Source organism: Kitasatospora sp. NPDC059803 (assembly GCF_042732255.1).
In the GTDB taxonomy this organism is placed as follows: domain Bacteria; phylum Actinomycetota; class Actinomycetes; order Streptomycetales; family Streptomycetaceae; genus Kitasatospora.
Genome location: NZ_JBHWIJ010000245.1, coordinates 1 through 13267, shown reverse-complemented (window position 1 = coordinate 13267; position 13267 = coordinate 1). Strand labels below are relative to the sequence as shown.

At 71.5% G+C, this 13267-nt stretch carries 9 protein-coding genes and 3 pseudogenes; 6 read left to right on the top strand and 6 right to left on the bottom strand.

Translation table 11 applies throughout. The features are described from left to right. Positions 1-444 (top strand): transposase (locus ACFV6I_RS29955; RefSeq protein WP_380428643.1); only part of this gene is annotated, 444 nt, incomplete at its 5' end. A gap of 104 nt (positions 445-548) precedes the next feature. On the opposite strand, the pseudogene ACFV6I_RS29950 reads toward ACFV6I_RS29955, so the two are convergent. Together ACFV6I_RS29950 and ACFV6I_RS29945 are read right to left on the bottom strand one after the other, a co-directional pair. Further along, positions 549-668, bottom strand: a pseudogene (locus ACFV6I_RS29950) (family 1 glycosylhydrolase); the annotation flags it as partial. Between the two features lie 329 nt (positions 669-997). Continuing rightward, a pseudogene (locus ACFV6I_RS29945) lies at positions 998-1381 on the bottom strand (family 1 glycosylhydrolase); the annotation flags it as partial. A gap of 543 nt (positions 1382-1924) precedes the next feature. Between ACFV6I_RS29945 and ACFV6I_RS29940 the strand changes: the two are divergent. From ACFV6I_RS29940 to ACFV6I_RS29930, 3 genes and pseudogenes are all read left to right on the top strand, one after another. Continuing rightward, complete coding sequence (locus ACFV6I_RS29940) at positions 1925-2275, top strand: trypco2 family protein (protein WP_063350419.1); 351 nt, start codon at positions 1925-1927, stop codon at positions 2273-2275. Further along, positions 2272-5445, top strand: a complete 3174-nt coding sequence (locus tag ACFV6I_RS29935; RefSeq protein ID WP_380428642.1) for a trypsin-like peptidase domain-containing protein — start codon at positions 2272-2274, stop codon at positions 5443-5445. Before ACFV6I_RS29940 ends, ACFV6I_RS29935 begins: the two co-directional genes overlap by 4 nt. 391 nt (positions 5446-5836) lie before the next feature. After that, positions 5837-6142: pseudogene (locus tag ACFV6I_RS29930) on the top strand (RHS repeat domain-containing protein); the annotation flags it as partial. A gap of 252 nt (positions 6143-6394) precedes the next feature. Here ACFV6I_RS29930 and ACFV6I_RS29925 read toward each other — a convergent pair. After that, positions 6395-7735 carry a GH1 family beta-glucosidase gene (locus ACFV6I_RS29925; protein WP_380428640.1) on the bottom strand — a complete coding sequence of 447 codons (1341 nt, stop codon included), beginning with the start codon at positions 7733-7735 and terminating at the stop codon, positions 6395-6397. A gap of 210 nt (positions 7736-7945) precedes the next feature. On the opposite strand from ACFV6I_RS29925, the gene ACFV6I_RS29920 reads away from it, so the two are divergent. Continuing rightward, positions 7946-8170 (top strand): hypothetical protein, encoded by a 225-nt coding sequence (locus tag ACFV6I_RS29920; protein ID WP_363377142.1) that lies wholly within the window; start codon positions 7946-7948, stop codon positions 8168-8170. Positions 8171-8335: 165 nt separating this feature from the next. Here the strand turns inward: ACFV6I_RS29920 and ACFV6I_RS29915 are convergent, their stop codons facing one another. The 3 genes from ACFV6I_RS29915 to ACFV6I_RS29905 are packed head-to-tail and all read right to left on the bottom strand — an operon-like array spanning position 8336 to position 12320. Next, entirely contained in the window at positions 8336-9733 is a 1398-nt protein-coding gene (locus ACFV6I_RS29915) for an NAD(P)/FAD-dependent oxidoreductase (RefSeq protein ID WP_063350413.1), read from the bottom strand. After that, entirely contained in the window at positions 9730-11145 is a 1416-nt protein-coding gene (locus tag ACFV6I_RS29910) for a cytochrome P450 (protein WP_380428638.1), read from the bottom strand. Before ACFV6I_RS29910 ends, ACFV6I_RS29915 begins: the two co-directional genes overlap by 4 nt. After that, positions 11142-12320, bottom strand: coding sequence for a terpene synthase family protein (locus ACFV6I_RS29905; RefSeq protein ID WP_380428637.1), 1179 nt, complete (start codon positions 12318-12320; stop codon positions 11142-11144). Before ACFV6I_RS29905 ends, ACFV6I_RS29910 begins: the two co-directional genes overlap by 4 nt. Positions 12321-12582: 262 nt before the next feature. On the opposite strand from ACFV6I_RS29905, the gene cpt reads away from it, so the two are divergent. After that, complete coding sequence (cpt, locus tag ACFV6I_RS29900) at positions 12583-13149, top strand: chloramphenicol phosphotransferase CPT (protein ID WP_380428636.1); 567 nt, start codon at positions 12583-12585, stop codon at positions 13147-13149. The last annotated feature ends 118 nt before the right edge of the window (positions 13150-13267 follow it).

The following is a 13267-nucleotide window of genomic DNA, read 5'->3' as shown; positions in this document are numbered from 1 at the left end:
TGGCACACCTCGGAGCGGGCGGACGCCGACCTCGTCCTCACCGCGCTGGAGTACGCACTCCACGGGCGCCCGGTGGAGCCGGGCAAGCTGATCCACCACAGCGACCACGGCTGTCAATACACGTCCATCAAGCTCACAACCCGATTGCTCAAGGCAGGAATTGAGGCAAGCATGGGCACGGTCGGCGACTCGTTCGACAACGCCCTCGCGGAGAACTTCTGGAGCGTGCTGAAGACCGAGTGCGTGCGCCGCACGACCTTCGCGACCCGCACCGACGCCGACCTCGCGCTGTTCGCCTACATCGACGGCTTCTACAACACCCGCCGCATCCAAAAGCACCTCGGCTGGCTCAGCCCTGACGAGTACGAGGCGAAGCACTACGCCGACCAGGCGACGGCCGAACCAGTGGCCGTCGAACAGCCTGAACCCATCCTGACCAGGTAATCACCACCTCCCGTTCAACGGGGGAAGCTCAAGTCAGGGCGGACGAGCGCCCTGACCCCACGGACCCGCCAGCCCGAACCGCTTCTTCCGGCCCTGGCGACCGACTACCTTTGGCGCCGCTCCCGATGGGCGGCGATCAGGTTGCGGTACCAGGTGTAGGAGGCCTTCGGGGTGCGCTGCTGGGTGTCGAAGTCGACGTGGATGAGGCCGAAGCGCTGGTGGTAGCCCTCAGCCCGTCGAACAGGCTGTCATTCTATCCATGGCGGTGGTCTGCCAGGTCAGCAGCCTGCGACAAGCCGGTACGACCCGACCTCGCGCCGCAGCAGCCATTGGTCGAAGACTCGGCGAAAATCGTCTTCCCCGTGCCTGCCGGCCTGCGCTTCAGCAGTGGCCTGGTAACCATCGGTGACTCCTCGCGGCTCGTCGTCAGGCCCGTCCTCTAATGGTGGCAACCCAGGCGTATAGGATCACCGCCGCCAAAGTTGAACGGTTGGCTGCAGGGAGGCGGGAAGCGCGTGAACCCGTGCACGACCACGGCGAAGACAGGCGGTCGCGCCTGCAGCAGGTCCCAGTGGTAGAGCGCGTGCAGCGGAGCAATGCCGGCCTCCAGCAGCCCGTCCACCAGCCGCTCATAGAAGTCGAGCCCGGCACCGTTGACCTCGCCCCGGCCGGCCGGCTGCACGCGCGACCAGGCGATCGAAAACCGGTACCCGTCGAGCCCCAGGCCGCGCATCAACCCCACGTCCTCGGGCCACCGGCGATAGGGGTCGCACGCCACCCGGCCGGTGTCGCCGCCCCTTACTGCGCCGGCCCGGTCGCAGAAGGTGTCCCACACCGACCAGCCGCGGCTATCCTCGTCCATCCCGCCCTCGATCTGGTAGGCGGCGGTGGACACGCCCCAGCGGAATCCGGGCGGCGGGTCGCGACGGTCCGTCATGGATGAATCCCTTTAAACAACACGAGCCACAAATGCGAGCAGGGCTCATTTCAAGGCGAGCCGGCGGCCCAAATCCAGAGCCGAGTGCCATATAGCCCGCAAGGGCCTGGCCCTCAGGGGCCGCCGCACCGATCACCCCACCCGGCCACACCGACCACAGGTTCGCCATCGCAACCCCAGAACCAGAGTCACGATCATCAGATCGCCACGTGGTGGAACTTCATCGGCCGCACCAACGAGGGGATCGCCCAGACCCGCGCCGACTGGCAGTCCGGCACCCGCTTCGGCGAAGTCCATGGCTACGCCCGCGCCCGCCTGCCCGCCCCGGAGTGGCCGCTGACGCCACTGAAGCCGCAGGGCCACGAACGCTGAGCTGGCGCCGGTAGCTGTGCGGTGGGCCGTGTCATGGGCGCATCGATGGTGCTCGACACGCCCCACCGCACTCCGGTGCGTTCGGCGGCGTTGTTCGGATCACCCGTTCGCGCCAGGGGCGATGTGATAAGGATAGCGGTTGACGGCGGGCCGGACGGGGGAGTCGGAGACATGCGCGATCCGTTGGAGAACGTGGAACTCACCGAGGCCGTGCAAGGTCTGCGGGACCAATTGATGGCCGCCGCGGACGCTGCGGACGGTCAGCGCATCAAGTTCGAGGTCAACGAGATCACGCTGGACTTCTCGGTCGAGCTGCGACGCGACGCGACGGCCAAGGCGGGGTTCAAGGCATGGGTGGTCTCCGGCGACGCCCAGGTGGGGGTCGCGCAGAACGCCGTCCACAAGGTGTCCGTGAAGTTGAAGCCGACGGACTCGGCCCTCGGCGGGCCGATCGAGATCGGCAGTCAGGCCGCTGTCGACCTGGGTGACTTCGAGCATCCGTCCGGGCTGCGCGGCGGATGAGCGTCCGGTCCGTCGAACGCATCGCCATCGTCCAGGGAGCGCGGCAGGGCAGCGGCTTCCTGTTGGACTCCCGCCTGGTGCTCACCTCGGCGCACCTGTTCGACGGGGACAACGGGGCCGCTCGCGTCGCCGTCCCCGGAGGGGCGGGGACGCGCAACTGCCGCCTCAGGTGGCGCCGTTACGACGAGGCGTGCGACGCGGCCCTACTCGAAGCGGACGACGACCTGGTCAGGGAGGCCACGACGTGCCGGATCTCCGACGTCCGCTGGGGCCGGACGGCGGGCCTGGCCGCGTGGGAGAACTGCGAAGCCGTGGGGTACCCGCTCATCTCACTGCGGGACGGGGCGAGGCCGGACACCGAGCAGATCGTCGGCACGCTGAAGCCGGGCTCGTCGATCCTACGCGGCCGCTACATCCTGGACAGCTCCCACACACCGCCGCCGACGGCCAGCACTCCCGGCACATCGCCCTGGCAGGGGATGTCGGGTGCCGCGCTCTTCGCCGGAGAATTCCTGATCGGCGTGGTCTCCGGGGACCCGGGACGGTGGGCACACGCACGGGTGGAAGCCGTTCCAATATCGGTCGTGGTGGCCGACCCCGAGTTCCAGCAGGCGATGGAGGCAGCCGTAGGGCTGCGGCCGGAAGTGGTGGAGATTGACAGGTCGGTAGCGCACACGGTGCGCGAGGCCGCCACCTCTCGCCAAGGCGACTGGCTCCGGATCGCCGACGCCGATCCGATCTCCTTCGGCGTCCATCGCGCGTCGGACGCCGCCGGCCATCCGGAAGTGGTGCAGTACGTGCCGCGCAACGTCGACGCCCAACTTGACGCCCGACTCGAAGCGCTGGCGGAGACCGGCGGCATGCTGCTCCTGACCGGGGATTCGGCGGCGGGCAAGTCGCGGGCCCTGTTCGAAGGCATGGTCCGCAATCTCCCGGACCGGTCGGTCTGCAAGCCGGATCCCGACGCCGACCTGGCCTTCCTGCGCGTGTCCTCCGGAAACGACTACGAGAACGTCGTGTGGCTCGACGACCTGCACACCTACCTGCGGTCCGGCGGGCTGACGCCGTCCCTTCTCGACCAGCTTGTCCGCCGGGGCACGGTCGTGCTCGCGACGCTGCGCACCGAGTTCTACGAGCACTACACGGATGAGGAGGACGGGCCGTCACTCTGGCAGGGCACCGGACCGCGTCTGCCGTCCTCGCCGGGCAGGGTGATCCGCGCTGCACACCACCTCACGCTGGACCGGATCTGGACCGACGACGAGCGGCAGGCCGCGTCGGCACGCCAGGACCCGCGCGTCGTCGCGGCCTTGAGCGCCAACCGGGCGCACGGGGTGGCGGAGTACCTGGCGGCGGGGCCGCAGGTCCTCAAGCGGTGGAAGGCCGCCTCCCGGGTGCGGGGCAACCCCCGGGGGGCCGCGCTCGTCGAGGCTGCAGTCGCCCTTGCCCGCACGGGTGTGGACAGTGCGCTGCCACCGGATTCACTGGAACGCCTCCACGAGTACTTCCTCGACCTGGCGGGCGGTCCAGCGCTGCGTCCGGAGGACATGGCGGACGCATGGAAGTGGGCATCCCGGATCGTGCTGGGCGTGACCAGTCCCCTGGTGCCGGGCCGGGGCGGAACGTGGAAGCCGTTCGACTACCTGGTGTCCGATGCTGCGCGCCGGGCCCGTCCGAACGAACTCCCGGAGCAGGTGTGGGAAGAGACGCTGCGCGTCGTGGACGATACGCGCCGGGTGCTGGTGTCGACCGTCGCCAAGGCGGCGGGCCGGCCGGAGGTGGCCAAGGAGGTGCTCCGTCCCCTCGCGGAGGCAAACGATCCAGACGGCCTGATCAATCTGGGGGCGCTGCTGGCAGAGGAGGAAGACTATGACGGCGCCGCCCGCTGCTTCGAGCGCGCTGCCGCTCTGGGCGACTCCATGGGGGCACACAATATGGGTGCCGTCTCCTTCATGCGGGGGGATCTGGAAGCGGCCCGGGAGTGGTACGAGCGCGCGATCCAGAGTGGGGAGCGGATGTCGATCGGAGCCCTCGGCCTGGTTCACGAGAAACTAGGCGACCAGGACGAGGCGGTGGCGCTCTGGAAGCGCGGTACCGAGGCCGGAGATCCCGGGAGTGCGCTGCACTACTCGGACTGGCTGAGGTCGAAATGGCAGTCGGACGAAGCCGTCGAAGCCCTGAGAGTTGCTGCCGACGGCAAGATCCCGCTCGCCGCCCTCTCGTACGCCGGCGTCCTCCTACATAGGAAGGACCACGAGACGGCGAATGCCTACGTGTCGCGTGCCTACGCCGCAGCGGTTGAGCAGGGGGAGCTGGGTGATCCGATCGGCTGTCTGATGGCCGGTGTGACGGCGTACTCCTTCGGCGACGTCCGGCTGGGGAAGAAATGGTGGAGCCGGGCGCAGGAGCGTGGCTGCCCCTCGGACTGGGTGGTCCTGGAGGCAGAGGAGGGCTCGTCCGGACTGCGGCACCTGGCCTTCAGCCAGGTCTGCCTGGACAGACTCGGAGAGGAGGAAGCCCGTTCGCTCATGCAGTTGCTCTGGGCCGGCGACTGCCAGGACTGCGGGTACCCCCTGGGCGACGGTGTTCCTGCGCTCTATGTGGACGACACCTTCATAGCGGCCAACGCGCGGCTGTTCCACTTCGGACTGTGCCGGTATCCGCACTGGAACGAGTCAGCCCTGACCCAGATAGCCAAAGACGCGGGCATGAGGTGGACGGCATTCACCGCCGGAGTGCCCATGGGGGAGGGATTCGGCCCGCTTTGCGTTCCCGCCCTCGTGGTCAACCCGTCCTTCGAGGTCGCGCAGTTGGTCCGCAGCGAGGACCGCTGGACGGCCACGGCGGCGTACGGGCCCCGGTCGGCCAACACCCGGGTGCTCAACCTGCGACCGTTGTGGTCCGGGCTGCCGCCCAAGTCCTCCGACGGGCGCGCCTGGGCACTCACCGGCCCCGGCGAAGCCGCGGTGGCAGTGTTCGGGGAGGTCTGGAGCGCTCCGGCAACCGAGGCATTCATCGCGCTGGTGGAGCAGTACGGCGGAATGCTGCTCATCACGGCGAGCACCGTCGGGCCCGAGTCCGAGGCCTCGGTGGATGTCCTCGCGGATGTCCTGCAGGCCTGGGACTCGATGACGAGGTGGGTCCCCTTGGAGCCTGGGGCTCCGGGGTAGGCCGTTCCCTGCGGATCATTCGATTGTTGGTTGATGCGCAATAGGCGCGGGCAGAGCCGTTGGGGCCGTACCCTACGCCTCGGCGCGGGCGGACGGTGGCGTGATCATCGGGAGGTGATCGACGCGATCGTGTTCAAGTACCGGACCGGGACGCCGTAAACGGAGCTGCAGGAGCGGTTCGGGGTCGTGGAAGGGCGTCACAACCGGCCATGGAGGTCGGCACTGGACGGTACGTGGGAGCGCGCGCTCACCGCGCTGCTCGCGCTGGCCGAAGCCGAGGGCGACTTGGACCGCGTGGTCGCGGTCGACTCGACGATCGTGCGCGCACCAACACGCCGCCGGGGCCGAGTGGACCCTCACGCGGCAGCGCCCGCTCACCCAGACCGACTGGCTGCTGCCCATTGCCGACGCCCCGCAGCACGAGATCGACCGCCGCTTCCACGCCATCGTCACCGACGTAGTCGGCGCCCCGACCGAACTGGTCGACGAGCACGGCGCCCTGGCCTGGCAGCAGCGCACCGCGCTGTGCGGCCACCCGCTGCCTGACGCGGTCGAGAGCATCGACTGCCCGCTGTGCTTCCCCGGGCAGTTCCACGACGCCGAGACCGGCCCGCACTGCAACGTCTTCCGATACTACGACCCGGCCACCGCCCACTCTCTCAGCCCCGACCCGCTGGGCCTCGATCCGGACCTGATCGACCTGTACCACGCGATGCCAGCAGCGTCGAGCAGAAACAGGCCCACAACTGGGCCAACACGGCGATCACGCCTGGCTTCAAGGCCTCTACAAAATCCGATTCAGCTCAAACCGCTGGTGACGGCCTTCTCAACCATCGAACACCCTGTCTTCACACCCTATGGCCGAGCGCGGCCACCTGCCCGCGCTCGACCAGCGCACTCATCAACCTGGACCGGTCCCGACATGTGCCACGGCCGCCATCGATCTCAACTACCCAGCCCGATAAAGCCGGTGAGTGGCAATCAGGTCGCGGTACCAGGTGTAGGAGGCCTTCGGGGTGCGGCGCTGGGTCGCGAAGTCGACGTGGATGAGGCCGAAGCGCTGGTGGTAGCCCTCGGCCCACTCGTAGTTGTCGAGGAGGGACCAGGTGTAGTAGCCGCGGATGTCGAGGCCTTCGGCGGTGGCGGCGGCGAGGGCGTCGAGGTGGGTGGACATGAAGTCGATGCGGGGTTGGTCGGGGGTGGTGGACTCGGTGACGGAGCAGCCGTTTTCGGTGATGGTGATGGGCGGGAGGGCTTTGCCGTAGGTGTCGCGGAGGTGAAGAAGGAGGGTGGTGAGGGCGTCGGGGACGACGGGCCAGCCGAAGGCGGTGTGGGGGACGTCGGGGATGTCGACGAAGTCGAAGGGGAGGCCCGGTTCGGTGGGGGCGGCGATGCGGGTGGGGTTGTAGAAGTTGAGGCCGAGGCCGTCGAGGCCGGGGGTGTGGATGAGGTCGGTGTCGCCGGGGTGGAGGGCGCCGTAGAGGTCGTCGGGGACGCCGAGGGCGGAGAGGTCGGGGTAGTGGCCGAGGAGGACGGGGTCGGTGAACAGGCGGTTGTGCAGGGCGTCGTAGGCCTCGGCGGCGGCCGTGTCGGCGGGCGAGGCGGAGGCGGGCTCGACCGGGGTGAGGTTGTTGGAGAGCATCACCTCTAGGCCGCGGTCGTGGAGCAGGGACGCGGCCAGGCCGTGGGCGAGGAGTTGGTGGTGGGCGGCCGGGAGGGCCTCCAGCATCAGGGTGCGGCCGGGGGCGTGGGTGCCGAGGGCGTAGCCGAAGACGGTGTGGACGAAGGGCTCGTTGAGGGTGATCCAGGCGGGGACGCGGTCGCCGAGGCGGTCGGCCATGACGGTGGCGTACTCGGCGAAGCGGTACGCGGTGTCGCGGTTCAGCCAGCCGCCGTTGTCTTCCAGGCCTTGCGGGAGGTCCCAGTGGAAGAGGGTGGGGAGCGGAGTGATGCCCGACTCCAACAACGCGTCCACCAGGCGGTCGTAGAAGGCGAGTCCGGCGGGGTTGACTGTGCCCGCGCCGGTGGGGAGCACGCGGGGCCAGGAGATGGAGAAGCGGTAGCCGTCCAGCCCGAGGTCCTTCATCAGCGCGATGTCCTCGGGGTACCGGTGGTAGTGGTCGCAGGCCACCGCACCCGTGTGGCCGTCGCGGACGGCGCCGGGGCGGGCGGCGAAGGTGTCCCAGACGGAGGGCCCGCGGCCGTCTTCGGTCACCGCCCCCTCGATCTGGTAGGCGGCGGTGGCGGCGCCCCAGCGGAACCCCGTCGGCAGGTCGTAGCGGTCCGGCATGACTGCCTCCTGACGTGAACGTGAGGGGAACTCATGTTACTGGCGCGACACCGAAACGCCAGGGGCAACCGGCCACCACCACAAGGGAACAGCCGCCACCCGCACGCCCCGACCGTCCGCGCGCCATCCCACCGGGCCCCGTCCGGTGGCCGACCGCCGGGGAGGGGGGTTGCATGGGGTGACCGGGCCCCAGCGATTCGGGAGGCTACCGTGTACGAGATGTGGGCCGAGCACGACCCGGCGGTGTCACCGCCGGCCGTGGTGTGGCACGTGGTGACGAAGAACGACTCGTCGACGTCCCTGTGCGGACGCTTCCTCGAACCCGCCCAGCGCGTCGCGCCGGCTGCGGGCGTCGAGGAGTCGGCGGGCCCGGACCGTTACTGCGATCCATGCCTGATCACCGTTCGCGAGGCCATGGCCGCGGCGGCTCGGTGACCGAAGCCGTCAGGTCGCCCTGGGGTCCACCTGAGGACGGACCCCAGGCCTGTCCGACCGATCTTGGTGGGACAGGGCCTGGGCGTTCGAGGGCGGCGTCGACGGCAACGGCGTGAACAGGATTGCGGGAGCGGGAGGTTGGGCGGTTCTGGCCGTCCGGGCCGGTCAGTAGGGCCCGGCCAGTGCGGCCACCCCCGGGAAGCGGGCGATCGCCTGGCCGGCGGTCGGCGGGTGGGCGCGCCGGGGTCGCAGTGCGCCGAGGGCCACCGCGGGTCTGGCCAGCCGGGCGGGTCTGGCGGCGAGGGAGAACACCTCGAAGTAGGCGGCCGAGACGGCGGGGTCGGTGAGGGCCGCGCCCAGCACCCGGCGGGTGTACCAGCGGGTGAACACGGCGGCGGGCCCGGCAGCGGTGGCGGGGTGGCTCGACAGTGCGTCCGGGAAGCCCTCGTCCTGGTCCTTGGCCATGTCCCAGGGCGTGTCGACGACCCTGGCGATCCGCCGCTGGATCAGTGCGCTCACCCCCGGGTGCAGGCCTTCGCTGTCGACGGCGGCGCGGATGGCGGCGGCACACTGGGCGGCGACCGTCATACCGTGCCCGTACACCGGGTTCAGCGCCGCCACCGCGTCGCCGGTGGCGGCGAACCCGGCCAGCTGGCCGCCCTCGTAGCACTCGTAGCGGCGCCGGCGGTTCAGCGTCCCGTGGCAGGTGCGGATCGGGCCGAGCGGGCGGGCGGCGCGGGCGAGGTCGTGGACGACCGGGTGGTCCAGCGCCTTCAGGAAGTCGTGGAACTCCCGCTCGCCCCGCGCGGGTTCGCCGCCACGGGTGCCGGAGAGCGTGACGATCCAACGCCCGTCCTCGATCGGGATGATGGTGGCGCCCCGACCGGGCCGGCCGCGCCCCGGGACGGGCACGATGCTCACCACCGGGAAGCCCTCGTTTCCGCCCGGCGTCTCGAACACCCGGGCGGCGTAGGCGAGTCCGGCGTCCACCGTCTCCTCGCACAGTCCCTCGACCCCCAGGGCGCGCAGCCACTCCGGGGCGCGGGAGCGGCGGCCGGTCGCGTCGACGACCAGGTCGGCCCGCAGGGTCTCCCGCGAGCCGTCCGGGTTCTCGATGTGGACCCCGACGATCCGGCCCGGGCCGCCCACCAGACCGAGGACGGAGGTGCGTTCGCGGACCGTCACGTTCGCCTGCTCGCGCAACCGCCGCCGGACGACGTGGTCGAGCAGGTGCCGGCTGCACGCGATCAGGTAGGCCGGCGAGTCGAAGCCCTGGAGCCAGCCCGGCCCGAGGCGCATCAGCAGACCGGCGGGGATCGAGCGGTAGTGGGCGCCGGCGGCGAGCAGGGCGTCGAGCGTTCCGGGCAGGACCTCCTCGACGGCGTCCGCGCCGCCGCCGAGCAGGATGTGGCTGAACTCGCCCTGCGGCAGGCCCCGGCGCGGGCCGGGCAGGACGGGCAGGACGTCCTGTTCGAGAACGGTGACGCTCCGGGCGTGCGGCGCCAGGGCGGCGGCCGCCAGCGTGCCGGCCAGGCCGCCGCCGAGGACGAGGGCCGTGCTCACCCGGCGGCCCCGGTGCGGACGAGGCCGTCACGGCGGGTCGCGCGCATCCACACCGGGCCGGGGCGCAGCGTGGCGAGCGGCATCTCGCGGACGGTCCGGCCTGGGACGTGCTCCAGGTGCCAGGCCCGCATGATCGTGGCGAGCAGCAGGACGGACTCGGTCATGCCGAACTGCTCGCCGACGCAGCGGCGCGGTCCCGCGCCGAAGCCGATGAACGGGCCGCGCTGCGGGTGGACGCCCACCCACCGCTCGGGGTCGAAGCGGTCGGGCTCGGGGAACAGGGCGGGCTGGCGGTGGAGCAGGTAGGGGCTGTAGATGACCGAGGTGCCCTCGGGCAGGCGGTGCGCGCCGAGTTCGGTGTCGGTGGTGGTGACGCGGGTGAGCAGCCAGCCCGGGGAGTACAGCCGGACGGCCTCGCGGACGACCCGGGTGGTGAGCTCCAGCCCGTCCACGCTCGCCGACGTGCCGGCCGCCGTGGTGGCGCCGGCCTCGGCCCTGTCCACTCCGAGCGCGTCAGCCTCGGGCGCGTTCACCCCGGTCGCATTCACCCCGGTCGCGTCGACGCGGGCCGCGTCCACCTCGGCTCGGACCCGGTCGGCGATGTCCGGGTGTTGGGCGAGCAGGTGCAGGGCCCACACGGTGGAGTTGGCGATGGTGTCGAAGCCGGCGGCGAAGATCGTCATCACCTGGTCGGTGACCTCCGCGTTGGAGAGCGCCTGCCCGCCCGCGTCGGCGGCCACCAGCGTCGACACCAGGTCGCCCCGGTCCTCCGGATCCGCGCGGTAGGCGGTGACGACCTCGTCGACCAGGCACACCAGCCGGGTGCGGGCGGCGTCGTAGCGGCGGTTGGCCGGCAACGGGATCCGGTTGAGCCGGTGGGGCAGCAGCATGCGCCGGTAGGAGCCGCCGATGAGCAGGACGAAGTCGTCGACGGTCTCCTGGAGGCCGGTGAACGGCAGCCGGGTGAACAGGGTCGAGACCAGGCTGCGCCCGGCGGCCAGGCTCAACTCGGCGGTGATGTCGACCTCCTGCCCATCGCTCCAGGACCCGGCCAGCCGTCGGGCCTCCCGGGCCATCACCTCCGTGTACCGCGCGATCCGGTCGGCGCGGAAGGCGGGCTGGACGTAGCGGCGCTGGCGGCGGTGGTCGGCGTGGGGGCAGGTCACCAGGCCGTTGCCGGCGAAGTCGCGGACCCGTTCGAACAGGAACCCGCCCTTGTCGAAGACCCGGTCCTCGCGCAGGACGTGCCGGGTCAGCTCCAGGTCGCAGACCACCACCGCCGAGACCGGCCCCAGTCTGATCTGGACGAGGCCGCCGTACCGGGGCAGGGAACGCAGGAACGCCAGCGGGTCGCGCAGGAACGGCACCAGGTGCCCGAGCAGCGGCAGGCCGCCGGGCGGACGGGGGATCATCGCGGTGACTCCGTACGGTAGCGGGCGGCCGTCGCCGTCCAGTGGATGAGCGCGCGGGTGAAGCGGACCAGCCCGAGGGCGAAGGCCCGGACCTCGCCGGGCGACGACGGGTCGCGGGCGATGCCGTCCGCCAGGAACTCCAGCGTCGTCGACTCGGCCTCGCACAGCGCCCCGAGCCGGGCCGACGCCTCTTGGGGGGCCAGGCCCTCGTGGACGGTGAACGAGCGCAGCAGGTTCTTGCCGTTCCCGGCGGCGGACTCCCCCTCGGCGGAGTAGAGGTCGTTGACCCAGCAGACGACGTGGTTGAAGCGCATCAGCAGGTCCGCCACCCTCGGGTGCCGGAACACCTCGTCGGCGAGGTCCAGGCCGTGGGCGAGTTCGATCCACCCCGCCGCGCACGACACGGCGCCGTCCTGGTCCCGTCGGCGTAGGTACTCGGGGACGGTCTGCACGGCGCCGGCCGGGGCGGCGGTCCCGAGGTCGTGGAAGGGGGTGTCGCGGAAGGGCGCGTCGCGGAAGGCGGTGTCGCGGAAGGCGGTGTCGCGGAGCGAGGCCTCGTCGAGGTAGCCGAGCGAGGTGTCCAGGTACGCGCGGAAGTACGCCGCGTAGCGCGCCCGCCACTGCGGCGGCGTCAGCTCGACCGTCTCCCGCCACAGCACCGCGAACGCCTCGACGAGTGCGTCGCCGGGCGGCTCGATGCCATCCCAGCCGCCGTCCGAGGCACCATCCGGGCCACCGCCCGGAACGCTGTCCGGAACGCCGTCCGAGCCGCCACCCGGAACGCTGTCCGAGTCGACGCCCGAACCGCCGTCCAGGACGTCCGTGAGCGCCCGGACGGTCCGCCGGGCCGCCGTGACGGGCCGGCCGATCCACTGGTCGTCGAAGCGGTCGTCGAGGATCCAGGTGAGCACCAGCCATTTCGCCGCCGCGACCAGCCGCGGCCCCCGGGGGACGTCGCCCCACGCCTCCGCCACCAGGTCCAGGTGGCCCTGTGCCAGGAACCCTTGGACGTCACCGCCGAGCACCCCGCTCGCCACCAGCCACGCCCCGACGTCGCGGCGGAGGGCGCCGGCCTCGCCGTGCGGCGCCGGTCTGGCGACTCCCGCGAGGAGGTCCGGGCCTCCGGGGTGCTCGGCGGCGAGGCCACACATGCCGCGGTACGACGAAACGCCCATGCCCGTGCTCCCCCTCGCTCACCACCTCCGACCGGCCGGTCGGAGAAGGACCAGTCTGGCCAGCCACCGCGACTGTTCAAAGCGCAACCATCGCTTTTCCCCCGCACGAGTGATCGCGCCGTCACCACGTCGACACGGACCGTGACCACTCCCCGCGTGCCGCCCGGCCCCTCCCGGCACGCCCCACCCGGCCGCGGCCAGGCTCTCGCCGGGCGTCCGATATCCGGTTGGGACATGGCACCGGGATCGCTACGGTGGCGGGATGGCGACTCAGGTGATTGTGCTGAACGGTGGTTCCAGCTCGGGCAAGTCCGGGATCGCCCGGTGTCTTCAGGCGGTGCTGCCGGAGCCCTGGCTGACGGTCGGGGTCGACACCCTGATCGAGGCGATGCCCGCGTCCCTGCACGATACGGACGGGGGCATCGGTTTCGCGGCCGACGGCGGGGTGAGCGTCGGGTCGAAGTTCCAGGCCTTGCAGGCGGCGTGGATCGCGGGGGTCGCGACCATGGCGGGGGCGGGCGCGCGGGTGATCGTCGACGAGGTCTTCCTCGGCCGGGCGGAGTCCCAACTCCGGTGGGAGAAGGCTCTCGTGGGACTGGACGTGCTGTGGGTCGGGGTCCGCTGCGAGGCGGCGGTGGCCACCGGCCGGGAGCTCGCCCGGGGGAACCGGATCCTGGGGATGGCCGCTTCGCAGGCGGAATTGGTCCACCAGGGCGTGCGCTACGACCTGGAGGTGGACACCTCGCGCACCGAGTCGCTGGAGTGCGCGCGGAGGATTGCCGCCCACCTCGGAGGCGACGCCGCCGGATCCGCCCCCGTCGACGGGTGACCCGGGGCCTGGCCCTGGACCAGGGGGGCGGGGGGGGGGGGCGGGGGCGGCGGGGCGGGCGGGCGGGCCGGGGGGGGGGCGCGGCCGCGCCACCGCGCCCGGCCGCCCGGGGGGGGGA